Source organism: Acinetobacter pragensis (assembly GCF_001605895.1).
GTDB classification, from domain to species: Bacteria; Pseudomonadota; Gammaproteobacteria; order Pseudomonadales; family Moraxellaceae; genus Acinetobacter; species Acinetobacter pragensis.
In genome coordinates this window covers 1-25,845 of record NZ_LUAW01000026.1, presented here as the reverse complement: position 1 = coordinate 25,845, position 25,845 = coordinate 1, and the positions used below count along the sequence as shown (strand labels likewise).

At 39.8% G+C, this 25,845-nt stretch carries 30 protein-coding genes and 5 pseudogenes; 11 read left to right on the top strand and 24 right to left on the bottom strand.

Going from position 1 to position 25,845, the window contains the following annotated elements:
- The first annotated feature begins 23 nt into the window (after positions 1–23).
- Complete coding sequence (locus AZH43_RS12070) at positions 24–1,547, top strand: cryptochrome/photolyase family protein (protein ID WP_067670016.1); 1,524 nt, start codon at positions 24–26, stop codon at positions 1,545–1,547.
- A gap of 3 nt (positions 1,548–1,550) precedes the next feature.
- Positions 1,551–1,685, top strand: coding sequence for a DUF2256 domain-containing protein (locus AZH43_RS18165; protein ID WP_080632296.1), 135 nt, complete (start codon positions 1,551–1,553; stop codon positions 1,683–1,685).
- Positions 1,686–1,699: 14 nt separating this feature from the next.
- On the opposite strand, the gene AZH43_RS12065 is transcribed toward AZH43_RS18165, so the two are convergent.
- The 3 genes from AZH43_RS12065 to AZH43_RS12055 all read right to left on the bottom strand — a co-directional run bounded on the left by AZH43_RS12065 (position 1,700) and on the right by AZH43_RS12055 (position 3,034).
- Positions 1,700–1,954, bottom strand: coding sequence for a TIGR03643 family protein (locus tag AZH43_RS12065; RefSeq protein WP_058952279.1), 255 nt, complete (start codon positions 1,952–1,954; stop codon positions 1,700–1,702).
- A 179-nt stretch (positions 1,955–2,133) separates the two neighbouring features.
- Positions 2,134–2,535, bottom strand: a complete 402-nt coding sequence (uraH, locus tag AZH43_RS12060) for a hydroxyisourate hydrolase (protein WP_004981585.1) — start codon at positions 2,533–2,535, stop codon at positions 2,134–2,136.
- Between the two features lie 10 nt (positions 2,536–2,545).
- A complete protein-coding gene (locus AZH43_RS12055) occupies positions 2,546–3,034 on the bottom strand; it encodes a GlcG/HbpS family heme-binding protein (RefSeq protein WP_067670080.1) in 489 nt (162 codons plus the stop codon).
- Between the two features lie 105 nt (positions 3,035–3,139).
- Between AZH43_RS12055 and AZH43_RS12050 the strand changes: the two genes are divergently transcribed.
- Positions 3,140–3,811, top strand: coding sequence for a heavy metal response regulator transcription factor (locus AZH43_RS12050; protein WP_067670015.1), 672 nt, complete (start codon positions 3,140–3,142; stop codon positions 3,809–3,811).
- Positions 3,811–5,187 (top strand): heavy metal sensor histidine kinase, encoded by a 1,377-nt coding sequence (locus AZH43_RS12045; protein WP_081406815.1) that lies wholly within the window; start codon positions 3,811–3,813, stop codon positions 5,185–5,187. Before AZH43_RS12050 ends, AZH43_RS12045 begins: the two co-directional genes overlap by 1 nt.
- Positions 5,188–5,242: 55 nt before the next feature.
- Here the strand turns inward: AZH43_RS12045 and AZH43_RS12040 are convergent, their stop codons facing one another.
- Complete coding sequence (locus AZH43_RS12040; RefSeq protein WP_106386941.1) at positions 5,243–6,184, bottom strand: sensor domain-containing diguanylate cyclase; 942 nt, start codon at positions 6,182–6,184, stop codon at positions 5,243–5,245.
- 560 nt (positions 6,185–6,744) lie between these two features.
- Between AZH43_RS12040 and AZH43_RS18905 the strand changes: the two genes are divergently transcribed.
- Positions 6,745–7,035 carry a hypothetical protein gene (locus AZH43_RS18905; protein ID WP_227509814.1) on the top strand — a complete coding sequence of 97 codons (291 nt, stop codon included), beginning with the start codon at positions 6,745–6,747 and terminating at the stop codon, positions 7,033–7,035.
- Here the strand turns inward: AZH43_RS18905 and AZH43_RS12030 are convergent.
- The 4 genes from AZH43_RS12030 to AZH43_RS12015 are packed head-to-tail and all read right to left on the bottom strand — an operon-like array spanning position 7,026 to position 9,925.
- Positions 7,026–7,673 carry a hypothetical protein gene (locus AZH43_RS12030; RefSeq protein WP_067670012.1) on the bottom strand — a complete coding sequence of 216 codons (648 nt, stop codon included), beginning with the start codon at positions 7,671–7,673 and terminating at the stop codon, positions 7,026–7,028. The genes AZH43_RS18905 and AZH43_RS12030 overlap by 10 nt on opposite strands.
- Positions 7,674–7,690: 17 nt before the next feature.
- Entirely contained in the window at positions 7,691–8,404 is a 714-nt protein-coding gene (locus AZH43_RS12025) for a hypothetical protein (RefSeq protein WP_004984375.1), read from the bottom strand.
- Entirely contained in the window at positions 8,391–8,834 is a 444-nt protein-coding gene (locus AZH43_RS12020) for a hypothetical protein (RefSeq protein ID WP_067670010.1), read from the bottom strand. The genes AZH43_RS12025 and AZH43_RS12020 overlap by 14 nt, the downstream gene beginning before the upstream one ends.
- 5 nt (positions 8,835–8,839) lie before the next feature.
- The gene (locus AZH43_RS12015) at positions 8,840–9,925 is read right to left on the bottom strand and encodes a hypothetical protein (protein WP_067670008.1); all 1,086 of its coding nucleotides are present in this window, start codon (positions 9,923–9,925) and stop codon (positions 8,840–8,842) included.
- 268 nt (positions 9,926–10,193) lie between these two features.
- Here AZH43_RS12015 and AZH43_RS18160 point away from each other — a divergent pair.
- Positions 10,194–10,766: pseudogene (locus tag AZH43_RS18160) on the top strand (IS5 family transposase); the annotation flags it as partial.
- Between the two features lie 3 nt (positions 10,767–10,769).
- Here the strand turns inward: AZH43_RS18160 and AZH43_RS18155 are convergent.
- From AZH43_RS18155 to AZH43_RS18150, 6 genes and pseudogenes are all read right to left on the bottom strand, one after another.
- Positions 10,770–10,892: pseudogene (locus tag AZH43_RS18155) on the bottom strand (SAM-dependent methyltransferase); the annotation flags it as partial.
- Positions 10,893–10,964: 72 nt separating this feature from the next.
- The gene (locus tag AZH43_RS12010) at positions 10,965–11,195 is read right to left on the bottom strand and encodes a helix-turn-helix transcriptional regulator (RefSeq protein ID WP_067670005.1); all 231 of its coding nucleotides are present in this window, start codon (positions 11,193–11,195) and stop codon (positions 10,965–10,967) included.
- Between the two features lie 68 nt (positions 11,196–11,263).
- Entirely contained in the window at positions 11,264–12,193 is a 930-nt protein-coding gene (locus AZH43_RS12005) for a recombination directionality factor (RefSeq protein ID WP_067670003.1), read from the bottom strand.
- A gap of 118 nt (positions 12,194–12,311) precedes the next feature.
- Positions 12,312–13,355 (bottom strand): YqaJ viral recombinase family nuclease, encoded by a 1,044-nt coding sequence (locus AZH43_RS12000; RefSeq protein ID WP_067670001.1) that lies wholly within the window; start codon positions 13,353–13,355, stop codon positions 12,312–12,314.
- 151 nt (positions 13,356–13,506) lie between these two features.
- Positions 13,507–14,553, bottom strand: a complete 1,047-nt coding sequence (locus AZH43_RS11995) for a DUF932 domain-containing protein (RefSeq protein WP_067669999.1) — start codon at positions 14,551–14,553, stop codon at positions 13,507–13,509.
- 47 nt (positions 14,554–14,600) lie between these two features.
- Positions 14,601–14,918 carry a hypothetical protein gene (locus AZH43_RS18150; protein WP_081406814.1) on the bottom strand — a complete coding sequence of 106 codons (318 nt, stop codon included), beginning with the start codon at positions 14,916–14,918 and terminating at the stop codon, positions 14,601–14,603.
- An 829-nt stretch (positions 14,919–15,747) separates the two neighbouring features.
- Between AZH43_RS18150 and AZH43_RS11985 the strand changes: the two genes are divergently transcribed.
- Genes AZH43_RS11985 through AZH43_RS11975 form a run of 4 tightly spaced genes read left to right on the top strand, consistent with a single transcriptional unit; the run spans position 15,748 to position 17,109 of the window.
- Positions 15,748–16,023 (top strand): hypothetical protein, encoded by a 276-nt coding sequence (locus tag AZH43_RS11985; protein ID WP_067669995.1) that lies wholly within the window; start codon positions 15,748–15,750, stop codon positions 16,021–16,023.
- Positions 16,024–16,045: 22 nt separating this feature from the next.
- The gene (locus AZH43_RS18675; RefSeq protein WP_004984451.1) at positions 16,046–16,192 is read left to right on the top strand and encodes a hypothetical protein; all 147 of its coding nucleotides are present in this window, start codon (positions 16,046–16,048) and stop codon (positions 16,190–16,192) included.
- A gap of 17 nt (positions 16,193–16,209) precedes the next feature.
- Positions 16,210–16,515, top strand: coding sequence for a hypothetical protein (locus AZH43_RS11980; RefSeq protein WP_067669993.1), 306 nt, complete (start codon positions 16,210–16,212; stop codon positions 16,513–16,515).
- Positions 16,516–16,575: 60 nt separating this feature from the next.
- Entirely contained in the window at positions 16,576–17,109 is a 534-nt protein-coding gene (locus tag AZH43_RS11975) for a hypothetical protein (protein WP_067669991.1), read from the top strand.
- A 103-nt stretch (positions 17,110–17,212) separates the two neighbouring features.
- Here AZH43_RS11975 and AZH43_RS11970 read toward each other — a convergent pair whose 3' ends face one another.
- The 10 genes and pseudogenes from AZH43_RS11970 to AZH43_RS18900 all read right to left on the bottom strand — a co-directional run.
- Positions 17,213–18,289, bottom strand: coding sequence for an ArsO family NAD(P)H-dependent flavin-containing monooxygenase (locus AZH43_RS11970; protein ID WP_067670076.1), 1,077 nt, complete (start codon positions 18,287–18,289; stop codon positions 17,213–17,215).
- 101 nt (positions 18,290–18,390) lie between these two features.
- Positions 18,391–19,344: a thioredoxin-disulfide reductase gene (gene trxB / locus AZH43_RS11965; RefSeq protein ID WP_067669989.1), complete on the bottom strand. Its 954-nt coding sequence runs from the start codon at positions 19,342–19,344 to the stop codon at positions 18,391–18,393.
- A 17-nt stretch (positions 19,345–19,361) separates the two neighbouring features.
- A pseudogene (gene arsH, locus AZH43_RS11960) lies at positions 19,362–20,067 on the bottom strand (arsenical resistance protein ArsH).
- A gap of 4 nt (positions 20,068–20,071) precedes the next feature.
- Positions 20,072–21,112: an ACR3 family arsenite efflux transporter gene (arsB, locus tag AZH43_RS11955; RefSeq protein ID WP_067669987.1), complete on the bottom strand. Its 1,041-nt coding sequence runs from the start codon at positions 21,110–21,112 to the stop codon at positions 20,072–20,074.
- A gap of 7 nt (positions 21,113–21,119) precedes the next feature.
- Positions 21,120–21,593, bottom strand: coding sequence for an arsenate reductase ArsC (locus tag AZH43_RS11950; RefSeq protein WP_067669985.1), 474 nt, complete (start codon positions 21,591–21,593; stop codon positions 21,120–21,122).
- 7 nt (positions 21,594–21,600) lie between these two features.
- On the bottom strand, positions 21,601–21,921 hold the full coding sequence (locus AZH43_RS11945) for a metalloregulator ArsR/SmtB family transcription factor (protein WP_004981615.1): 321 nt from the start codon (positions 21,919–21,921) through the stop codon (positions 21,601–21,603).
- A gap of 57 nt (positions 21,922–21,978) precedes the next feature.
- Positions 21,979–22,413, bottom strand: a complete 435-nt coding sequence (gene arsC, locus AZH43_RS11940) for an arsenate reductase (glutaredoxin) (protein WP_004981624.1) — start codon at positions 22,411–22,413, stop codon at positions 21,979–21,981.
- A 159-nt stretch (positions 22,414–22,572) separates the two neighbouring features.
- Entirely contained in the window at positions 22,573–24,027 is a 1,455-nt protein-coding gene (locus AZH43_RS11935) for a SulP family inorganic anion transporter (RefSeq protein WP_067669984.1), read from the bottom strand.
- A gap of 744 nt (positions 24,028–24,771) precedes the next feature.
- Positions 24,772–24,999 carry a hypothetical protein gene (locus tag AZH43_RS11930; RefSeq protein WP_067669982.1) on the bottom strand — a complete coding sequence of 76 codons (228 nt, stop codon included), beginning with the start codon at positions 24,997–24,999 and terminating at the stop codon, positions 24,772–24,774.
- Between the two features lie 216 nt (positions 25,000–25,215).
- Positions 25,216–25,335 (bottom strand): annotated as a pseudogene (locus AZH43_RS18900) (zf-HC2 domain-containing protein); the annotation flags it as partial.
- 178 nt (positions 25,336–25,513) lie between these two features.
- On the opposite strand from AZH43_RS18900, the pseudogene AZH43_RS11925 reads away from it, so the two are divergent.
- Positions 25,514–25,768, top strand: a pseudogene (locus AZH43_RS11925) (SRPBCC family protein); the annotation flags it as partial.
- Positions 25,769–25,845: the final 77 nt, after the last annotated feature.

Here is a 25,845-nt window from a genome sequence, read left to right as displayed (position 1 = left end):
CTTTCATAGGGTCTGGAATGGCTATGCGTTTCGGTTTAATTCTGGGTGACCAGCTTCATCATCAGCTTGCTACGCTCAAAGCGCTAGATCGTATCCGGGATGTGATCCTGATGGCCGAAGTTGTTGAGGAAGCCACTTATGTCGCCCATCATCCGCAGAAAATTGCCCTGATTTTTAGCGCCATGCGTCATTTTGCCAAAGAACTCAAAGCAGAAGGCTGGCGTGTACGTTACCATGCTTTTCAATCTGATAGTCCGATTCGTAGCCTGCTGGATTTCGTAGAGTCACAACAGCAACTCTTACCAGTCACAGAACTGGTCATTACGCACTGCGGGGAATATCGTTTACAGCAGCAGATTGAACAGTATTGGAGCCAGCAGCTGCAATTGCCAGTACAATGCCTGAATGATGAACGTTTTTTCTGTAGTCCGGAGCAGTTCCGGCACTGGGCCAGCCGCTACCAGACACTGCGTATGGAATATTTTTACCGGGAAATGCGCAAGCAGACCGGTTACTTGATGCAGGGACAGCAGCCCTTTGGAGAACAGTGGAACTATGACAGTGCCAATCGTAAGACCTGGGCTGGCAATCCCCCTTTGCCTGCACCACTTCACTTTGAACACGATCAGATTGATCTGGACGTGCTTGAATTAGTTGAACGTGAATTTTCCCGTCACTCTGGCAGCCTTGACAACTTCCGCTGGGGCACCACACGTAGCAATGCTCTGCTTGCACTGGAGCATTTCATTACCCACAGTTTGCCACATTTTGGCGATTATCAAGATGCCATGGTTCAAGACTCAGACATGCTGTTTCACAGCCTGCTCTCACCTTATCTGAACTGTGGTCTGCTACTACCTAAAGAAGTCTGTGATGCGGCAGAAGCTGCATACCATGCCGGTCATGCACCACTGAATGCAGTGGAAGGTTTTATCCGACAAATTCTCGGCTGGCGCGAATATGTTCGCGGAATTTACTGGCTGTACATGCCAGAATATGCCAGCCGCAATGCACTGCAGCACTCAGCACCATTGCCACAATTTTACTGGACTGGCCGTACTCGGATGAACTGTATGGCTGAGTGTTTCCGTAATACTTTTCAGCATGCCTATGCACATCATATCCAGCGTTTGATGGTGACTGGAAATTTTGCCTTATTAACTGGTGTAGACCCGCAGCAGATCAGCGAGTGGTATCTGGCAGTCTATGCCGATGCCTATGAATGGGTAGAACTACCGAACACGCTGGGTATGGTGATGCATGCCGATAGCGGCTTGATGGCCAGCAAACCCTATGCGGCCTCGGGCAATTACATCCATAAGATGTCCGATTACTGTAAGCACTGTAGCTACAATGTCAAAACTCGCACAGAGCTAGATAGCTGTCCGTTCAATAGCCTGTACTGGTATTTTATGATCCGGAATGAGGCGAAATTTCGTACTCATCCACGTATGGGCATGATCTATCGACAGCTAGATAAACTTAAAGATCGGCATCAGATTATCAGCCATGCCCAGCAACTTCTTAGCCAGATCAATGAGTTATAAACGATGAAAAAACAGCATCTCCCTGAAAAAATCTGTATCCACTGTTTGCGCCCTTTTACTTGGCGCAAGAAATGGTACCGCTGCTGGGAGGAAGTACAATATTGTTCTGAACGATGTAAACGTGAGTCCAGACGGTAATCAAAATCAAACACTTAGAAACGCTTGTATTGGCGTGAACAATAGGCCCGTATCACATCAGGTAAACGCAGCTGCAGATGCTTGGTTTTTCGGCCTGTCACACGTGCACGCCACATTTTAAAGCTACTGGGTTTCATATTTTGCCGCATCAAGCGGATCACTGCCGCTTCGTTCAAACCAAACTCACATTGAATGGCTTCAAATGGGGTTCGATCCTCCCAGGCCATTTCGATAATTCTGGATAAGTCTTCTTCAGAAAATTGGTTCATGCCATTCTCATTTTAATTACTATGAAGCTTCAATAAGTTCTATCAACTCATTTACATAACTTGAGTCAACTTTAATTCAACTAAAAGCATAATAATACGATCATGAATTTTTTGTGATTTTCTCTAGTTTACGGACTAAACACAAATAATAGGGCTAGTTAGACTAGCCCTTTTAAATCTTAGTTGCCTCTATAAGTCGAATATCCATAAGGACTTAGAAGTAGAGGAATATGATAATGGCTGACACTTCCATCTACCTTAAAAATTACAGGAACTTCAGGAAAGAAGGTATCTTGCTTATTTTTTTTAAACCAGTCCTCCGTTTTAAAGGTAACTTTATAAATACCAGCTTCAAGCTTCTGATTTTCAGGAAACAATCCAGTAATACGGCCATTAGGGCCAGTATATTGCTGATTTAACTTCACCCATTTATTCCCAGTACTTTTTTCGAGTACCACCTCGACTTGAGCTGAAGGTAGACCATTTTCTAGATTCAACACATGTACACTTAAGGGGTTAGTTTGTGCAAAAGTCATTGAGGTCAACAATAGTGTTGAAAGTGGCAATAATTTTTTAAACATGATGGATTCCTTAAGGATTGAAAATAGACTTAACAGCTGTTTCAGCGCAGTAATGGTCATTTTTTGCGCCCCCTGCTCCGGCAACGCCAATGGCGCCGACCACTTGACTCTCATAACGCACAGGTACGCCGCCACCTAACAAAAGTAAATTTGATAGGGTGGTTAAATTTTTTGTATCCTTGTTTTCATGGGCATTTTGACTTAACAACATGGTCGCCGTTTTAGTGGATAAAGCGGTATAGGCTTTCTTTTCAGCTGCGCCCAAATTATGCGGTCCGACAGTTTCATGCCTATTTGATATCAAGGTATTTCCTCCCCGATCCACCACTACCACGGCAATGTTATGCTGTATTTTTTGACATGCGATCACAGCAGCATCAATAAGAGTTTGTGCTGCCTGAGAATCAAGTGAATAAACTTGATTCAATTGAACGGATTGTGCAAAAGTACTGCTACTCACCAGCATTACTGTTGCAATAAGCCCTTTGAGTTTGTTCATCATGATTGCCCTGAATTAAGTTTTAAAAATCTTATACAATCTGAATGATTTAGATCATGACAATCACATTACAAAGTTGTCATCTTCAAAATGAGCCTGAACAAAATGTGTATTCTAATTATCGAAGATGAAGTGAAAATCGCCTCATATCTGGTTAAAGGGTTAAATGAATCTGGCTATGAGGCGCAATGTGTCCATTCAGGGCTAGAAGGCTTGGAAAAGTTAAAAATGCATGCATATAGTCTGGTCATATTAGATGTGATGTTGCCCGATATCGATGGCTGGGCAGTCCTGAAAGTATTGCGACAATTTTCTAAGATTCCAGTAATTTTTCTTACCGCAAAAGACCAGGTGATTGATCGGGTCAAAGGTTTGGAACTAGGCGCCGATGATTATCTAGCCAAACCTTTTTCTTATATTGAATTACTGGCCCGAATTAAAAGTCTACTTAGACGTCAGCAGTATGTAGAGGAAAATCAATTAGAAATTGCAAATTTAAAATTGGATTTAATCCATCATAAAGTCTGGCGTAACCAGCAGCCTATAGAGCTCAGTAAAAAAGAATTCAATCTTTTGCACTTCTTACTGCGCCATCCGAATGAAATTATTACGCGCAGGCAAATAGCATCTGAAGTCTGGCAAATCAATTTTGATACCGATACTAATTTTATTGATGTGGCTGTGCGACGTTTACGCAGTAAAATTGATGAGGGACATGAGATAAAGTTAATTCATACTGTTCGCGGTTTGGGCTATAAAATTTCGGCAGACAAATAATGTTTAACCCCATTCGCTCTTTAGAACTACGATTAACACTACTGGCTACCACTTGTGCTGCGATGGTTCTGTGTACTGTGGCGTTGATGACTTATCTTGGCATCAACCAGATTCTAATTGCACAGCAAGATCGGGCTTTGGTTGAACGTATTGAACGTCTGGAAATTTTATTGCAGGACAGTCGCAATATTGAGCAGATTATCGCGCAGCCGAAGCTGTATCAAAATATGCTCGGCAATCAGGACAATCTATTTGTATTGCTTAAAGGGAATCAGGCTCTGATCAATATTAATCCTCTTGGCATTCCACTGCCTGAATTTATCCACCAGCCTCAGATTCAATTCCGTGATTTATCAGCTTATGCTTATCCCACCCGTATTGCATGGAAAACTATTCAAATTAATCGACAACCCTATCTATTAATTGCAGGCAAGCAGTGGTCGGAACGTTTAGCGATTATCTCGCCTTTTAAAAAACGTCTTTTTATCTATGTGTTTAGCGGCATTCTAGCCATTTTCATACTTTGCGCGATTGCCAGCCGTTTCGGATTGAACGCATTAAGAACACTACGCAAACAAACTCATGCTATTAGTATTCACAAACTTGAACAGAGACTTAATCTGAATCATCCTCCTCAAGAGATCGAACAATTAGCTTCCGATATTAACGCCATGCTTGGCCGTATTGAACTAGGATATAGCCAACTGAATCGTTTTTCCGAAGACATTGCTCATGAATTCAGAACACCTTTGAATAATTTAATCGGGCAAACCGAAATTTTACTCATGAGTGAACGTAGTCCCGCACAGTATCAGGAACTCTTGATTTCCAACTTAGAGGACTATCAACGTTTTAAACGGATGATTGACAGCATGTTATTTCTAGCACGCGCAGATGCGCACAAAGTTTGCTTAAACAAACAGAAGATTCAACTTCAATCATTTATAGAAGATATATTCAGTATTTTCGAGTATCAAGCCGAAGAACAACACTGCAATTTTGTTTTAAGTCTTGAAGCGACTGAGTTATCGGCAGATCCTGAACTGTTACAACAAGCGCTGTATAATCTGATATCAAATGCGCTCGTTCACGGCGGCAATCACCGAACTATTTATGTACTTAGCCACCGAAAGATCATTAATAATATGCAGATGATTACATTATCTGTAATCACAAGTGGTTTGGAAGTTGCCCCTGAGCATTTGCCTCATCTCTTTGAGCGTTTTTATCAGTGCAATTCCAGCAGACAAAGTCCTCATCAAACGGGTGGTTTAGGCCTATCGATTGTTGCATCCATTTTAACGCTTCATCAGGGAATGTATCAGGCAGTCAATAGCGCAAAAGGTATATGCTTTGAATTGTGTTTTCCTAAATAGTCTTAAATTTAAATGTATGTATTACGACATCAGTAAATTAAATATTTACGTTATATTAAAAAATTAATTTAGACTTTAATTTTTTCTTATGCATATACATTTTTTTATCAGCTTGTTCTGCTGCAAATAGTAAACCTTTATTTGGAACTCTCATTGAAAAACCAATAGCTATACTAATATCAACCTCACAAAAAGCATCTAGAATTCTTTTTAAAAGAATTTCAGCCCCTACTGAGTTATTTTCCATACTTAAAATTACAAATTCATCTCCACCTAATCTAGCAATAATATCATTACTGCGCACTGTATTCACAAGCACATTTGCAGCACACTGTATTAAATGATCACCAGCCGAATGCCCCAAACTATCATTAACTTGTTTCAAATCATTTATATCAATAAAAAAAATTGCTGCTGGATGACCATACCGTTTACATCGCTCTTCTTCCTTTTCTAAGAATTCTTCCCAAGCTCTTCTATTGTATAAACCAGTCAAATCATCTTTAAATACTTTTTTTCTTAAACTTTTAAACTCATTAATTTGCTTGAATTGACGTAATTCAGCTTGAAGTATTCTACTAAGTAAATCTCCTAATAATTCTATTATAGCTATATCTTGACTTATATTTTCAGATTTTGTTTTAGGATGAATAGCACATAATGTTCCAAATAAGCTACCATCCTCATTGGTTATAGGTTGGCCAATATAAGATTTAATACTTACCTGATTATTAATTGGTGCACTTGCATATAGTTCAATTTTTTCTGAGGCAGGAGCAATTTTTGGACCATTTCCTTTAACCATATGGCAACAAAATGAATCAGCCCATTTGAAAACTTGACCTGGTTTAATATGGTATCCATGGTCTTCTGTTTGCAATACTATCCAATCATCACCTTCTACCCGGGTAATCATACATAAGTCAAATCCAAACCTCTGATGTAAAAAATTTAAAATTTCTCTTCCTGTGGACTGCCACCACTCTCCTAGACAAATTTCGTCTATTCTTTTTGCATAGGAGAGAACCTTATGAGTGGACAACGATATACACCAGAATCTAAAGATGAAGCAGCTTAATCGGTTTTATTTAAAAGATGGAGATGGTGGCAGTTGAACCAAAGAAATGTTTAAAGTAATTTTAATAACTTAAGTAAAAATCAATCTTAATTTATCCCTAATTTTACCCTTTCTTTATAAACTTCTAATAACTAAAGAAACACGCTGACAGTACTATGTCCACAGAATTCAAGTAACGTTAATACTTAACTTTAATTGTGACTGATGATTTATAAAAGGTCGATCTTCAATATATAGACCAAACCAATGAATCGGATCTCAATCTACTCCAATGGATGGCAAAACAAAATGGTGAAAAAAGATCGGTTTTTGATCTTCACAGCAGGCAGTGCAAAGACGGCTTTAGGTAAGATTTACCCACCATTACTTTGACCAAGAACAGTGGCGACCAATTCCGTTATAGCTAACAGGATCGCGAGTCTGACCATACGGGTGTATCAGCCAGTTATCAGGACACAGGCAAAGCCAAACGTGAAAAGGTGGTTAATGGGGATAAAGGCAAGGTTAAACACTTAAAAGGAACCTATGCCAACAAAGCTGAAGCGGAACGCGCCAGTGCTGCGAAGATGGCTGAGATTAAGCGTCAAATGGCGAGATTCAGCATCAATTTGGCCTATGGGCTACTTGAGATCAGTACTGAGTCCCCAATCAAGATACAGAGCTTTAAAAGCGAAGTAGATAAGCTGAAATGGATCGTTGAAAAAGCCACTCATAACTATACTAAGAGTGACGGATTTAATACTCAGTTAGAACTTGAAGCTCACGTTTGAATTTCAGGTTCTTCAGGGCGATACTCTACATTTAACTTGTTATAAATGTTTAAAGCAGCATCCGCACTCCAAAAAAATATCCAAATAGAAGAAATTGTTAAAATGAATAAAGATAAAGAAAGAATAAATCCTAAAAAGTAAACACTTGAATTTACAGGAATAGGATTTACATAAGGCAGCCACGTTAATATTGCAATTAACATATCATTTAGGTACAAAATCACAAGTGATAGAAAATATGAAACCGCAAGGAAAATCATTAACTTAATGAGTTGTGATTTAGTGTAACGAGTTACAAAGGTGGTTTTATCCTCAATAGTTTCTATCTTTATCAACTTTCTCGCAGTAATCACATCTTCAATTACTATAAAAAAACGCTGTGGGTAATTTGCAATCACATAGTCAACTTCAAGGTGCCCTGCTTTCTCAGATCCAACTAAAAGCTGTGCTGCACAGTCCCTTTCTATTTTTTCTTTATCAGAGCTATAGTAATTATCAAGATACTCTTTTACAGCATCTAACCTACTTAAATAAAATTTTCTTCGATGTGTAAAACGCTTACCTATATCTAACCAAACAATAAATGGGACTAAAGCAACTAAAACAGTTGTAATTTTTATTAAATTATCTAAATTCACGAATGAACCTTTTAGAGTTAAAAATCTATTCTAATATCCAGACAGCAATGTCGAATCTTGTACTTGATACCAGTTTTATGATGATCATGCTCAGAAACAAAAATTAGCGGATAGTCGGCACGATAGTTATAAGTAAAGTTCTTCAGTCTAGCAGCTGAATCAATTGAAATTTGCTGAAGATACTCCTGCCATTGTGTAACTACTTCCATAACATTGTATTGTGTACTATTTAAATAAATTAGTACGCCTCCACTTTCGTTCGGATTACCAAGGGAATAGTCATTTACTAACTGATATAAGCCTTTTTCACTATATTTTTTTCCTCCATATAGTTTAGCCTCACCCAACCACTTAAATTTTTTGTTTTGGCTTCGTACTAAAATATCAACATGCCCATTGTGATTTGGATCGTGCTCAGCGATAAATCCACTTTCATCTAACATATGAGCAATTTGACAGGAAATATCATCTTCTAACTTCTTTTCTAATAGCTCTAAATGAAGTTTTAACTCTTTAGGATCCTGAATATTTCTTTTAGCAGAATCACATAGTTCATTAAATGTTTTAACGGATGAGTTTTTCTTTGCAGATGAGCAAACTTTTTCTGATGCAAGTACTAATTTATCTTCTAAAAGATTTAGAAATTCTTCATGCGAATCTACATTTATGATTTTTATCAGTGTGTGAACTAAAGGATGAGCATGCAAAGGATTTGAATCATATTGAGTCATTTTTATGATCCAAGAAATACTTTGTAACGGCAAAAAACGGTATAACCTCTTCGAAAAATTGATCTTCTGTTAGTTCTATTCCAGTATATGGATGTGAAAACTGTTTAGAATTGATCATTCTAAGCACTTTCTCTTTTCTTACTTCTACGTATCTATCTTCGACTGCTTTCCACGCTGAAAAACCCTGATCAAGAATCTTGATATCCTCTCGGGTCAAATAAAATACGCTAGTAATAAAATCCTCATCACTGATCTTTTGATCAATATTTTCACGTAATTCATCAAAACTAAAACTGACCTCTAGGTCTCTGCCAGCCACTATTAGATAATCTAGAATTAAAAAACAGCTATACCGTACTTCAGAGAATTCAGAAAATTTCTGATCCCTAATTATCTTATGAAAATAGCTGTTTTTTATTTCATAGTTCATGGTTTTTATCTATTAGCTAATATCTTATCGATTATAAAACTATAATCTTTATAAGATTTTATATCGAAAATATGTGCTTCATATAAACTTTTCAAACCAGGTTTATTGAAATATCGATAGTGTATTCCTGCATAAACTTGAGGCCATTTATTTGTTACTCTTTCAAATCGCTTACTGATGCGATATGGACGAATTTTGCCACCCAAAGCCTCTTCTGCAGCTTTGCCTCTTAAGTGATACTCAGCTTTTCGGATATCACGAGCTCGATCTCTCAAAGTTTCATGGTGGTTATTTTTTGAAGTAGAGAATGAAGCAGATGTTACCTCTCCTTCGTCATTATCATAGAATTTTTGTATAGCGTTATAAAGGTTTTCGTATTGAACTTTTTCTGGTAAACGACAGCTCGTGACGCCAGCAACATCGAAAGCTTTGTTAATACTGGTAATGAGCTTATGAAAAAATTTGTCAACAGCATTAGCTAAAACAATACTCCCCAAATCTAACTGTAAAATTACACGATTATTTTTCGTATCTACAATTACAGCATCATAACAAGTCACTTTGACAGGTCTATAACCAATTACACGATTATATTTGTCTAAGACAGAGGCTAGTTCACCTAAATCGCTTTCTGTTAATTCTTTACGCTCTGATATTTCACGTATTATTTGAAAACAATAGATCGAAACATCATTTCCAACATCATAACTACTATCTGCAATGTATTCAGAGTCCTCGAATGCATCATCTACACTATAGACTTCACTAAATGCATTATTAAACTCATCTGATTCACCATCGAGCAAACGATCAAAAATCATGATGAGCTTGTCATCATACAAGATGTGATTAGTTAAAAGTTTATCTACTTTTTCTGTAATATTAGATGCAGCGTCATCACCGCAACTCGCGGCTGCAGCCGTCAATGAACTCCATCTATGAATTACATCAACCCCTTCTTTTTCAAAAATTTCCTCAACAATAGAAAGATCAATCCTGCGTTCTTCACAGATTTTAATATTATCAATTAAGGCTTTTCGCGGGTGATTACTATCATCTTGTTCAATTTTAAGTACTGTTTGATCAGTCATTTTTATAACTTTACATGATTTTTAACATAGTTAAATGTATAACAATTTAACAAAAGAATCATTATGTATTCGACTAATTATTATTCTTTTCGATTTTTGCAAGATACCACATGTTTATGAAAATTTATTAGTAAAGTTAACTTTACTAATTTATGAAAGTAAACAGATAAATATTGCAAAAGAACTAAAATATCAGATTTAGAGATCGCTCGATAGCTTTGTTGCACAACCCTACCGATAAAGTCTTATCTCGCAATATAATTCACAAATGAATAAGCTTACACCTAAAATTTATCGTAAAACCAATTGGTCATCCTCCAATTTCGCTCTAATATATCGAGGAAATCTCTCAATTTGGCTTGATCCCAAAACTCAATAGTATACTCAACCCAAAGGCAAACATGGTCGAAATCAAACCTATTCTGATGCAGTCATCCAATGCTGTTTCATGATTGAATCTTTATTCTGTCTATCTTTACGCATGGTCACTCGCTTTGTTCAAAGTCTCATTAAACTGTGTGGTCTAGCTTAGACAGCTCCAGATTATTCGACTATTTGCAGAAGACAAAAGCATATCGATATTGCGATTAGCTATCAAAAAAGTACTGAAGGGCTAAATCTACTTGTCGACTCTACTGGCTTAAAGTTTCTACGTGAAGGTGAATAGAAACGAAAGAAACATCAGCCTGAATATCGTCGCCAATGGCGTAAATTACATATTGGTATAGATGCTAAGTTCCTGTAAATAAACGCTATTCAGCTTACAACCAATAATGTAAGTAATTCACAGGTACTTGGTGATTTACTTGATCAGATTCCACAAGATGAGCAGATGAATAGCCACCAAAATCCGAGTACCTTCGGGAAACTCAGCTAAAAATGGCTGATATAGGCTTTCCATATCAACTTCAAACGTTGAAGCTGTAAATTCTTCTGCATGATTATTGTAGTAGTCTATTGTTTTCATTACGAACACTTAGGCTAAAAGACACTTTCAGTCTACAAGAAAACAAAAAAATAAGGGAGCTAAGAGCATCCCTTATTCTCGACTCGCCAACTTACTTTCAATCCATTGATGGATCTCATAAGCTGACCAGCCAATACGATTCTGAGTTATTTTTACTTTTTTGGGAAATGTAGGATCATAGTAAGGTGAATATTCATCCATCATTTCATAAATTGTTGATCTACCCACACCAACAAATTTAATGACATCTTTAATACTAATCAGTTGATTCATTTGAAAAGTTTGTCCAACAAACGCATTCATGAAATTTACTCCAAATCAATAATGCGAGCGTTACTGCTCAAATAATCAGGAGGTCTGTAAAAAAATAACTAATTCACTGCCCTCACACTCCCCTGCAACCCTTTCTGCATATCCTGTACAAATCCATCATCTTGATTGAGCTTAGGTATAGTCTTGGATCTCGAACCAATAGGCTGTTGCTCAGCTTTAGACGATTCTTCCGTATAGAACTCCTCAACCAAATCCAACCCTTCCTCCGTATTCACCTCAAACTGTGCATTACTCAAGCCTAGTCGTGCTGTTGCATCTAAGGCATTTTGATTAAAACCTACGGTTTTACTTTGTTGGTTAATCTCTTTAGCAGTTTGAATCGCTTGTTGAAGGTTTGTGCCATCTCGTAAGGTTAAATCCACGTAATACACAGGTGTTCGATAGCTTTGCGTGGTGCTCTTGCCTCTTAAAGTGAGTTGAAGAGGTAGGCATGACAGCAAACCATTCGATGCCGCATGGTAGTAACTCAGTCGTGCAGCTAAAGTCCGAATACTGTTAAAACCTGTGGTTCTAAAGATGAATGTGCCAAGTTCATCGGATTCATCTAAATTGACATACAGACGACCATAAGGCTTACATAACCCGCCTTGTGCCAATGAGCATAAATCAGGTGATGGACAGGGATGATGCTCAACTCCCTGATTGGTTAAGCGCTGACAGGTTTCACCATTGCCTATACACACGGGACGTCCTGTTTGTCGGTCAAATAAACTGTACTCAGCACGTAGATTCAATTCAGGATCATTAAAGATCATACGGACTGGAATACTTCGCAGTTTTTGATTGTGAGCTTTGGAACGGAGTTGTTCATCCAATGGATGTTTGACCCAACCCTCTTTGTTTTGGATTTGGGAGGTCAAGGTAAACTGGTCATCCTTTTCAGGGACGCGTTTACCATTTTTCTCAACCATCTTGCCGATACTGATTCGTCCGAGTATTGGCGGTGTAATTGCTAAACCTTTGATCATGTGGAATTCCTCTTTTGTATAAATTGAATAGGCATAAAAAAGCCCATGCTGTGGGCATGGGCTAATATGAGCTTGCTTGTTGGTATGTCACGTGATGCTTGTATGGATAAAAATGGACTTACCCAGCATTAGCATAAATTTGAAAGCGCCGTGCCCCTTGCTTGGCTTGTGGAAATTGATTGAGATACTCAGGATGTGATTTGAGTAAAGCCTTGCTATCCAAGCTGATTGAATCCTTCGACTTTTTCCATGTGACTGAACCTGCCTTAAAGGTGGCACGTTCCGCCTCCTGCATCTTGGCTTGTAGCTGATGTTTAAGTAAGTCGAATTGCTCTTGGTGCTTTTCAACCTGGTTACGAGCTTGAAGCAGTTGCTCAAACTGCTGATTTGCTTGCTCATCTTCAGATAAATCTGTCGTACTGAGTGGTACATGTTCTGGATAAAGCAGTTGTAAAGCTTTGGCTGCCGACTCACTGGCATCTGCTTCTGGTGGGGTATCCTTTTCTACACACTCCCAGAAGTAACGCTCTGCATTGACGATATGCTGAATCACTGACTCAGAACGCGTGACTTTAAAAATGCGGGTTTCATGTCCACACAGCAATACACAGATATGTGCGGCTTTCTTGCCTGTCACCGCCAATTGATGTTGCACTTGGCAAAGTACATATAAAGGCACACCATCTCGCCACAGTTTGGCCCCATATTCCCCTGCGGTTTTGCATTCTAAAATCTGTACATCTGCATCGCCTACTACAGAATAATCTAAGTTGGCTAACATGAAATGCTTGTCTGAGTCAGGATGCTGCAGCACAGCATTGACGCGACGGACTTTGTAGTTGGTATGCATGCTGTAGTATTCAGCGACCAAGGGTTCCAAACGCTTGCCCCAATACAGTGGTGCATGACCTTCACTTTCATCTTCAATCGATTGCTTGATCCGTCCAGTCTTGATCATCCATAGTTCCAGCATCGACATATAAGGGTTTAGACCACAAGCTGCGGCACAGTCACTGCTGCCAATGCCCTTGCGTCGTACTTCTAGCCATTCGGCTTGAGTCATATTTTTAGTCTCTACGAAGCGTTTTGCGGTGAAGAGCTTTGGGCGATTGGTGTGGATATTCAGTGTTGCGTTATTTGGATGAATTAGAGCTGAGTTCATAGTGATTTCCTGTCATTGTTGAATTTTGGGCATAAAAAAAAGCCGTGTCCGTAGACACAGCTTTGAATAAAAAAGGGTTAGGTGATTTGTAGGGTTGAGCGTTTAAGTATTGCGATGAGTCAGCTTAGGCTAATCAATTAATGAATTGAAATTAGGCCAATATGCGTAAAGCTTGTTCTAAGCCCCGTTGTTTTAAACCTGCTCCAGCACCAAACCATGCAGAATCCAGACGGTGATCTTGACTCATGGCACGACGTTCATGATCGGCGAACTCGGTGATACTGCAAAGTAAGCCATAAGCTGTGTCTTTGGCTGAACTCAGTTCTGCCCCACGACCCTGTCCATTAAACATGGTCATGACTTTAGACATGGCACGGCCATTCGGTTCAGTCTTGTTGTCAGCTTTGGTAGCTGAATTGGCTTGGGTGGCGACATTGCGGTAGAACTGAATAATGCCTTCATCCTGCTCGATTGGGCTGAGACTGGTATTATTAAACACGGCATCAAAATACGCTGCCGCTTCGGTTTGTGTGACTTTACGCTGACTGAGTTGTTTCATTTCATACACGTGTTCATCCCATGCACGGACTGAAATACCCAATTGCTGTTTAATCTTCTGTGCATCAAACTTGGTACTGTGCGGCACCTTGACCACGCCTGCACTTGAGTTTTGTCCCTTTAAAGCAATCGCTAAGGTGTTGTTACACACCACACGAATTGAAGTGAATTGTGCGGTGGTGGCTAAGGTGCCATCACACGCCGTAGCCAAGAGGATGTAGCCATTGCTGACATCCTTGCCTTTTAAAGCAGAAGTCTGTCCTGTTCGTGCCAATGCCCAGAATTTCTTGCCGCCTTTGAGTACCCCTGCGGTTTCCAGTTCAAAGCCTGATTGCTCAGTTAAATCACGATAAAACTCCAAGATCTGTTTCGGTTGTACTTCCTGATAACGCTGACTGACCACAGACAATGGTGCATGGGTATCCGAGCGATATAATACTCGCTGTTCTTCATAGGGCATGATGATGCTTTGGCCTCGATCATTTTTAGCCATATAGCTGACATCTGAAGATTCGATGCGCCAGTCCATGCCTGCCTGCTGTGCCCAGACTTCAATCGGTTGGTTTTGCGTGAGCTGGTTGCCTAAGCCATGCCAAGGGGTTTCACCGACATAGGCCATTTGTTCAATTTGATGTGCCATGATTTTAATTCCTATAAAAAGTTAAATTTCTGTAAAGGTGTAAAAGCTTAATTACGCAGGCTCGGACTAAAATCGCGGTCACAGTCATTGCAGTAATAATGTCGGGTATAGACAGGATGTGAGCTACTTTGGACTTCATCCTCAGTCACTAGCATCCAAATACCACCGATCAGCACCCCGACGAGGGCGCCTGCAATCGGAGGGATGTTTAAAGTTTTAGAAACACTGATACCCAACGTCGCCAATGCCAAAGGTGACATCACATTGTTTTGCGCTGAAGGTGAATTACTGTTAATGACGAAATGTTGTGGGGATTCCAGCAATACCGTGTCTCGGGACTGACAATAAGGACATGGCAAACTCATCTGAATAATTCCTGTAATAAAAAATGAGTGAAATAAAAAAAAGCCTGCTTTGGGGGAAAGCAGGCAAAACGTGAATTAGGTTATTACATAGGGCTGTTTTAAAGGAGCCACATGCTTCTCATTTAAATGATATGTATCTGTATTTTTTTAGAATGTGATTTTAATCGATGCTTTTTTAGATCTATTTTAATGATTGGATACAGGGATCAATTGACCTGATTTTTATCAGCGATTATGATGCAAGGGCTGGCCTACATTGCCAGTCGGTTTTGACAGACCGTTTCATACAGCGCATCAGGGTTTATTCTTCTGAGTATTCTCTACATGCGTAAAACCTTCTCGTCCCCCTTTGCGGTAGAACGGGAGGGGGACGCGTCCGCGCGTGCTGGTTCTGTATGTCCAGTCTGTCAACCCCTTTTCGTTCTGCCACCATAATCAATTGACAGTGATTCGGTAGAACTTCTATACATACAGGAGTCATCTATGACGCTATTCAATTTGAGTGCTTCCCCTGCACTCGCTTCATTTATACCCACTTTCCGATTTCGGTATTGCATTCCGATTCCAACTTTATTGTCTTGCCCTGTGCACTGATTCATTTCAACGCACTGATCAACCACTGAGTTTTTAATTCAGGGGCTGCTTTGTGCTGGAAAAACCTTATGAAATTGATCGCACAGCTCATTTTAATTGTCGTCATGGTGGCGATGCTAGGCCCCTTTGTTTTTGTGCTTGGTGGACTATGGCTGCTGATTTATCTGGCAGGCTGGCATAAATAAACCCATCCGTATGACTTTAGAACAATAGATAACAATGATTTGGAACAGAAATGAAATATCAAACTTGGTTTGGGGTAATCGTCATTGCCTTTAGTAGCACCCTGCTGACTGCCTGTGACAGCAAAGTCAAACGTGATTTTAAAGCTGGCTGTCAGGCGGGTGGTTTAGACCGATCTACCTGTGGCTGTATTTACGACAAAGTCGAAGCGCATTACTCACCTGAATTTATGCAACAAATGGCTGATGTCACGGTTCGAGAAACCATGCAGCCACCTGAAGATTTTAACGTGGTAATGGCACACGCTGTTCAGCAATGTCAGTCATAAATTCAAGTATCTGGGGAAACACATGAAAAACTATTTAATTATCGGCTATGTGCTGATCGCACTGATTTGCTCAGTGTATTTCAAAAATTGCAGCAGTACTGCACATTACAGCTATGCCTATAACCTTGGTAAAGCCGTAGTCTGGCCTGTCACGATTTTTAAGAACTAAGCCAGAGGCATAACAAAATGAAAAAACTAATCTTGGCCTGTGGCCTCTGTCTGATCTGCACCTCACTGTTTGCACAATCCAACACAACAACTGTGATTGTTAAAAAAATCGAAGGTTTTAGTGAATCAGGCGACGCATTTAGTTTTAAAACCACCACAGGCAAACGCTATCAAGTTTATAACGCAGGTGGGAGCAATCCGATTCAGGGTGAAGAGCTGATTTCCAGCTCAATCAAAAGCAAGAAAGCCATTTGCCTACGTTTAGATGCAGATAAAACTGAACCACGTTTGGTGCAATCGGTGCATAAAGGCAAATGTAAATAACCACTAACAAACAACAACGACTTTATTCATAGATGAAAAAAGCATTTTAGGAATTCAGCCATGAAACTGATTCACCCGATTCTTTTATCCAGTGTATTAATACTGTGCTTAACGGCTTGTAGTCCAGCCAAAGAATCTCAAGCCACAGTAGAACCCAAAGCAACAGCAAATCAAAATACAGACTCTACCGCGAATAATGCTTCTGATCATTCTGAGATATTCAATCCACCCGAGGATGACTTTGTCGTTGATAAATCATTTTTAGAAAATGGGGCTGATGCTGAGCAAATGACTGAACTGTCACAGGAACAACCGATCCAAGAACAGTTTGAAGTGCGTGTCCGTCGTGATCATTCGCAATATTCCGGGACAGGCTATGTGGATAAACTCAATATCATGTCACTAAATGATGATCCAACCAGCCTGACCAATGTATCAATCAATCGTGGTAATTGTAGGACCAAAGGCTTTTATGATTATCAAAATATGCGCTACGGCTCAGTGGCCCAAGTCTATCTCGGTTGCGCTGCTGAAAATGTGCGTGAGGTGACCATCACCACCAACAGCGGATTGACCTATACCTATAATTTTTAGGTATTAATATCTCGGTAAAAAGCTGATTCTATAGATTCATCTAAGGGAATAGTTTTTATTCCCTTAAGCTATAAATTGTAAAATCAGATAACAACATATGAAGTTAATTTAACTTTGATTCAGCCAAGTAATCAGCTATTTGATCTACCGTTGCTCTTGCTGTTCTAGAAACCCCAATGAGTGTTGCGGATGCCATGCCTGTCCATTCCCCATAGCCAACCAACCAAAGGTTATTTATTTTTACTGAGCGCCCATCATTCACAGCAACTGTCTGATCAGGCTCTACCACATCAAGACTTCTTAAGTGATTCAATGAAGCTTTGAACCCTGTACACCAAATCACAGCATCTACTGCTTGTCTTGTACCATCAGCCCAAACAACGGAATGCTCCTCAAATGAGGTAAAAGGCTCTCGGCTATGTAGTACGCCACGTTCGCGGGCCTCTTTGACACTGTCTATCATGACAATATCACCCAGACCACCAACGGGTTGATCAATCACACGACCTTCCTGTTGGGCTTTTAAACGTTCAGTTGCCCGAAGAAATAAAACACGCCCATCAACATCATCCGATAAAAATTGAGGTGGTGTTGCTGTGACCCAAGTGGTATCTGCAACTTTTGAGACTTCGGCAAGAATTTGTGCGCCAGAGTTACCGCCCCCAACCACGATCACTTTTTTATTGATGAAAGGCTCTGGATTTACATAATGTGCTGAATGCGTTTGTATTCCTTCAAATCGTTCATGTCCTTCATAATACGGAATATAAGGCTGACTCCATGTCCCTGTCGCACTGACCACCGCTTTAGCTCGCCAATATTGATCGCCAGCATACATATCTGAGTAGCCATCTTTTTGTTCAATATGATCGACATGTACGGGGCGAATAATCGGAAATTGATAGCGTTGCTCATATGCAGACAAGTAGTCAATCACTTCATCTCGCGTCGGGTAGGTTTGTTCAGTTGTTGGCATCATCCAACCTGACAACGAACTCCAAGTATTTGGAGAAAAAAGACGAAGAGATTCCCAAGCATGTGACCATGCACCGCCCGCCTGAACTTGGTCATCTAAAATAATAAATGGAATTTTCTTACGTTTGAGGAAATAAGCTGTGGCAAGGGCTGCCTGACCACCACCAATAATGACTACATCGACTTCTGCTTGTAATTGAGTCAAAGCTTCTCTCCTATTCTTTATTGTCATAATCAAAATAACGCCCAGTCTGCTCAACAGACTGGGCGTATTTCATACAATTTTCAAGCGTTTAAATGAGCCTTTCAATTGCTCAATTGATCAAGATACTTTTCAGCATCCAAAGCTGCCATACAGCCTGAGCCTGCCGAAGTAATTGCTTGGCGATAAATGCTGTCAGCAACGTCACCCGCAGCAAATACCCCTGCCACAGAAGTTGCTGTTGCATTGCCTGAAGTACCACTTTGTACTTGAATGTAGCCATCACGTAGGTTGAGTTGGCCGTCAAACATACCTGTATTCGGTTTGTGACCAATAGCAACAAATAAGCCCTGAACTTCAACGTCTTGTATGCTTTCGTCCAAAGTTGACTTCAAGCGGACTGAAGTAACACCAGTATTATCACCTAAGACTTCATCAACTTGATTGTTCCAAAGAATACTAATTTTGCCTTCTTTTTCTTTGGCAAAAAGATGATCTTGTAGAATTTTCTCTGAACGTAAACTGTCTCTACGGTGAACTAAGGTGACATGTTCAGCGATATTTGCAAGATAAAGGGCTTCTTCAACTGCTGTGTTACCACCACCCACGACCATGACTTTTTGGTGCTTATAGAAGAAACCATCACAAGTTGCACATGCACTGACACCTTGACCCATGAATTTAGCTTCAGATTCAAGACCCAAGTATTGTGCTGTCGCACCTGTAGCAATAATCAGTGCATCACAAGTGAATTCTTCCATGTCGCCTTTAAGCACAAATGGACGGACACTTAAATCGACTTCATTGATGTGGTCATACACAATCTCTGTACCAAAGCGTTCAGCATGGGCTTGCATTCTTTCCATAAGTGCAGGACCAGTTAAACCTTCTGGGTCGCCCGGCCAGTTATCTACCTCAGTGGTCGTTGTTAATTGACCACCAAGTTGTATACCCGCTATCAATGTAGGTTTTAAGTTTGCACGTGCTGCATACACAGCAGCACTATAACCCGCAGGCCCTGAACCTAAAATCAATAATTTAGAATGTCTCTTTTGCATTTCTGATCACCTAGAGTTTATAAACTACGTTGATTGACACGCTTGGATAATTCTTCTGCCGACTCTTTTCGCTCTGAATAACGGTCTGTGAGGTACTGACTTTGCCCACGCGTCAATAGCGTGAATTTATACAGCTCCTCCATGACATCGACAATTCGATCATAAAAGGCTGAAGGTTTCATCCTGCCGTCTTCTTCAAACTCTAAAAAAGCTTTGGGAATAGACGATTGGTTTGGGATGGTGATCATGCGCATCCAACGGCCTAAAATACGCATTTGATTGACGCTATTAAAAGACTGCGAACCGCCACTGACTTGCATGAGCGCCAAAGTCTTGCCTTGGGTTGCACGAATTGCACCACCTGCCAGAGGTATCCAGTCAATTTGCGATTTGAAAATTGAACTCATGGAGCCATGACGCTCAGGCGAGCACCACACCATCCCTTCTGCCCAAGCGAGTAAATCATGCAACTCTTTAACCTTTGGATGTTCAGTGTCCGCATCTTCAGGTAAAGGCAGCCCTTTAGGATGGAAGATTTTTACTTCAGCACCAAACTGCTCCAAAATACGTCCTGCTTCCATCACCGCCAATTCGGCTATATGAACGCTCACGGTTTGAGCCATACAGCAGCAAAATACGCGGTGGATGATTCACCTCTTTAGCCTGTACTTTTTCTAAAGTAGGTTGATCGAGAAGATTCATATCTACATTTGGGAGATTCATAGCGTTAGGCCTCTTTAAAGTATTTCTTTCTTAACCACAATGACACGCTCACCAAAGCAATCAGCACAGGCACTTCAACCAATGGTCCGATCACCGTTGTAAAAGCGACTGGCGAAGCTAAACCGAATGTGGCGATTGCAACGGCAAGTGCTAATTCAAAGTTGTTTCCAGCCGCAGTAAAAGAGATTGCTGCTGTCTTTGGATAATCATTGCCCATCCATTTGCTCATAAAGAAGCTAATAAAGAACATCAATACAAAGTAAATTGTTAAAGGAATCGCAATTCGTAAAACATCCATTGGCAGGCTTACAACATCACCACCTTTTAGGCTAAACATAGCCAAAATCGTGAACAGCAAAGCAATCAAACTTAGAGGACTGATTTTCGGAATAAACTTGGTTTGATACCACTCCACGCCTTTTTGTTTCACCAAAATTAAGCGCGTTAAGAAACCTAATAAAAACGGAATACCGAGATAAACCAAAACAGCATGGGTAATGGTCCAAAAATCAACATTGATCACTTGCCCTGCAACGCCAAAATAAGGCGGTAAGAAGGTCAAGAATAACCAAGCATAAGTACTAAAAAACAAAATCTGAAAGATACTGTTAAAAGCGACCAATGCTGCGACATATTGATTATCACCACAAGCCAAACCATTCCAGACTAAAACCATCGCAATACATCGTGCTAAACCAATAAGGATTACGCCTGTCATGTATTCGGGATAACTCTGCAAAAATATGATTGCCAATGCAAACATGAGCACGGGAGCGATCAGCCAGTTTTGTACTAAGGATAAAGTTAGTGTTTTCTTATCCTTAAATACTTGCGGCAACGTCGCATAGTCCACTTTTGCCAGTGGCGGATACATCATCAAAATCAAACCTATCGCAATCGGGATATTGACTGAATCCACACTCATTTTGTCCAAAGCGACAGAAGCTTGCGGAAAGAACACGCCTATCGCAATTCCCAACGCCATAGCAATAAAAATCCATAGCGTCAGGTTACGATCTAAAAAGGATAATCTTTGTTGAGCCATGATGTTCTCATTCAATATGCGAAATTTGATTGATTGCGGCAATCAAATCTGGGCGAGACATATGCGCTGTATCGAGTGCCAATAAAGCGTCTAAGCGACGGTTGATATGATCAACAGTGACTTGGAATGCTTTGAGCTTTTCTTCTTTCGGTAAATCCAAATGTGAAGGATCGACCAAACCCCAATGTGCTTTAATTGCACCACCTAAATACAGCGGGCATGCTTCTTGAGCTGCCGAATCACAGACGGTAATCACAACGTCAGGTTGGTATTGTTCGCAGTCATCAATCGTTTTACTCCACAAACCTTCAGTTGAAAGACCTAAGTTTTCCAGAGTTTCAATGGTCAATAGATGCACCTGTCCAGATGGTTTGCTACCTGCACTGTAAGCTTTCCACCCTTCAGGCGCACGACTATTAAACAGCACTTCTGACAGGATGCTACGGCAACTATTTCCAGTACATAAAAAAAGAAATTTCATATTTTTACTACTCGCAATAACTATTGATTTGCTGAAAGGATGGTGCAACTTTTGGCTGTATATCGGTATTGTTAAGGGTGTTAAGTACGTCTACGCACCAAGTGGGTAAATTGGGATTGAGACTGTAATAAACCCATTGCCCTTGACGTCGATCTTGTAAGAGACCCGAAGAACGCAGTAAGGCTAAATGCCGTGAAATCTTGGGTTGGCTCAGCTGTAATTTTTCAGTCAAATCACAAACACACTGTTCATTATTCCCAAGAACCAACATAACAATGTTGAATCGCGTTTCATCAGCCAAACATTTAAAGAAATTGATTTGATCCATATTTTTACTCACTCAAACATATGGATATATCAATATTCACATATATCCATGAAATTTTTATTTCAATCTCTGCCCATTCGCATCAATCACTTGCTCACCGTCTTCTTTAGTGAAAGCACCCTTTTGCGGTAAAGGCAAAATCTCCAGCACAATTTCAGAAGGACGACTTAAACGAGTTCCTCGTTCAGTCACCACGAATGGACGGTTAATTAAAATTGGATACTGAAGCATAAAGCACAATAATTGGTCTTCGGTCCAGTCTTCATTGTCAATTCCTAAATCTATATATGGATCAACATTCTTACGAATCGCCTCTCGCACCGTTAAACCTGCATCCGCGATCATTTGAATCAGTTCATTTTTAGATGGAGGTGTTACAAGGTACTCAATCACTTCAGGTTCAATATTGGCATTACGAATTAATGCCAATGTATTACGTGATGTACCACATTCAGGATTGTGATAGATCTTCACTTTTGGAGTAGCAGTCATTTGCTCAAACTCAATCGAATCTTTACATATATTTATATATGAATAAACATATATATGCAATTCCATATTTTCATATTAAATAAAATTAATTATAAAAAATGACACTGTGATTTCTCAAAGTGTCATTGGTCATAAAATGAATTTAGTATTTGCCTGAAATTAAATCCTCGAATGGACTCCATACTTATCAATCATAATTGAACTGGCTTCATTTAGACCACGTACTGTGACATTCGCACCATTCTTTTGGAACTTGTTGACCACGGAATCAAGCATAGCGACTGATGTTACATCCCAAATATGAGAGTGAGCTAAATCAATAATTACGTCTTTCACATCTTCTTTAAAGTCAAAACCCCGCATAAATTTTTCAGAAGAACTAAAGAAGATCTGACCTCTCAAATCATATAGACGAGCGGTCCCCTCAAAAGAAGCACTGACCTGAATATCATTTTCTAGTTTATTGGCCAAGAATAAAGCTGAAAGCATTACACCTGTTAATACTCCTAACGCTAAGTTATGTGTAGCTACTACTACAATAACTGTTGCAATCATCACGACATTGCTGCTTTTTGGATTGTCCTTCAATTGGGTGACAGAACTCCATTCAAAAGTACTGATTGAAACCATGATCATCACAGCAACCAAGGCAGCCATTGGAATTACTTTGAGCCAATCACTGATAAACACAACTAAAATGAGAAGAAAAATACCCGCAGAGAAGGTTGATAAGCGTGTCAGACCACCTGACTTCACGTTAATCATAGATTGACCGATCATGGCACAACCTGCCATACCACCCATGAAGCCAGAGGCAATATTTGCAATACCTTGTCCTTTACATTCCTGATGCTTATCACTTGGTGTATCTGTCATTTCATCGACAATAGTTGCTGTCATCATAGACTCAAGTAAACCTACGGCTGCCAGTGCAACTGAATACGGCAAAATGATCATCAATGTCTCAAGATTTAGAGGGATATTCGGGATCAAGAACATAGGAAGGGTGTCAGGTAATGCTCCCATATCTCCAACAGTCCGTACATCAATTCCTAGGGCTATTGCTAATAAGGTAATCACAATGATGCAGACAAGCGGAGAAGGTAATAGCTTTCCTAATTTTGGTATTAAAGGAAATAGATAAATAATCGCTAGACCCAAAGCAACCAATGCATATACATACCAAGTTACATTCATCAGTTCAGGTAGCTGTGCCATAAAAATTAAGATGGCTAAAGCATTTACAAAGCCAATAACGACAGATTTTGATACGAATCGCATTAATTTAGCGAGCTTTAAATAACCTGCCAGTATCTGAATAACACCAGTCAAAATTGTTGCAGCAAGTAGATATTCTAGCCCATGCTCCTTGACCAAGGTGACCATGAGCAGTGCCATCGCTCCAGTAGCTGCTGAGATCATAGCTGGACGGCCACCAACAAAAGAAATCACGACAGCAATACAAAAGGATGCGTATAGACCTACTTTAGGATCTACACCAGCAATAATTGAAAAAGCGATAGCTTCAGGGATAAGTGCAAGACCGACGACAAGTCCTGCAAGTACATCCCCACGGATGTTAGAGAACCATTGTTTTCGTACATTAGATAACATAAACATAGCCTGTTTTTTAATTTTTTAGATAGGCTAGTGATGTGATATATACAACACACAAGCGACTACACCACATCACTAGACAGTGATGAGTTATTTACTGATTAAAGGGGTAAATAAACTTAAGGTGGCGTAAGTGTCATATAGGAAAAGACTGTTTAGGTTTTTAGAACACTTAGGGTAGCACAATAGACTAATGATGGGAAACCAGCCAACTTTTGACATGGTCTAATTATTCCAATGTTAAGATAGTCTCCGCAAATAAAAAATATTTCAACTTCAGATGATCAAAGTGCACACTTTGAAGTCACGAAGCTAGAAAGCAATCATACTAAGATAGTCATAATCACTATCATGTAATTAAAGTAAAAAAGCCCCCATAGATTTATGGAGGCTTTTACATTAACACTATTCGTTGATTAATAACGTGATTTCAGCAGAGGTATAACCACGCTCATAAAGGATGCTGCAAATGGCTGCTCTAAGATTTTGGCAGCTAGATTTTTGAATTTTTTTGAGTAAGTCCAAATCACTATAACCACTTAAGTTATATTTCATTTCGAGAACTTTTGAATTTGGTGGTGAATAAAAGGAATGTAAGAACTTACGTATTCGGGGGCGCATATAGAGCACAAAAAAATAATGGATTATTATTTTATCGAATTTTTTCACAGTAGAAAAGTGGGTGCTCTTAATTTTAATATTGCACTTTGACTTCAAGAGTATTTATTCAAGTACATGATTTTACTCAAAGTGAAGCTGGTATTCATCCGTCGTTATTTTGATTTTTAAACGCTTATATTTTCTTTTCGTCACACTTAACACTGAATTGGTCACTTCTGCATGAAACTTAGGATCATTCATTAACTCATGAAATAGCTTATATCCCATCAACATTTTACTGATCTTTTTATTTTCTTTCAGTGTATTTTCAATTATTTGGTCTAGATCACTTACAGAAAAATTATACATGCCGACCTCTTCACAACACAAATTTGACTAATAAATGTACAGAATAATCACAAATAAAGAAACCGATATAAAATATTTTTCTTTAAAAACATATAGATTTTATAAAACCAACATCATCATTCACGTACAAAGTCTCAAACTCGAATTAATAGTTATTTTACATTACTCTCATCAACTTGACCTGAGGGCTTTGTGTTTGTAAACAGCAGATGCTACCTACTTACCCTCATCAAAATTTTTAAACTCTGTGGCAAGCTGGCTGAGTGTTTTGACTTGCTTTCCATAACGACGACATGAACGGCATGCCAATAAATGAATTTGCAAATTAGTCTGTTCGGTCGGGGGGGCGCGCTATCTAAGTTTTGATTACTGGGTGAAGCATTTTTTCTTAAAATGAAATGAATAAGGGAATAAACTCTATTCCCTTACATTAAAGCAACTTGGATCAGCCTTTAAACCAAACTCAGGCCTATCCGCTGACAATCAAAGGTCTTTCTWSGRYGMMWYRWSMMWMWTTATCGATATGATTGTCGATCAGTCAGATCATGGCCTTGAAGTTCTGCGCGGATCATCTTCTTATACCTACGAAGGCAACTGGAAGCTGACAGCTGAAAATGGCGCGGATGGCTATCATGTATCTGCTGTGCACTGGAACTATGCCGCAACGACTCAGCACCGTAAAGAAGCTCAGGCGGCTGACAACATCCGTGCGATGAGCGCCGGTTCTTGGGGTAAGCAAGGCGGCGGTTCATACGGTTTTGAAAACGGCCAGCCACCAATTCGCAATATCCTGCCCCGCGCCATTTGCAGGCGCCCAGCTGGCTGCATCCTGATGATATCGATGCC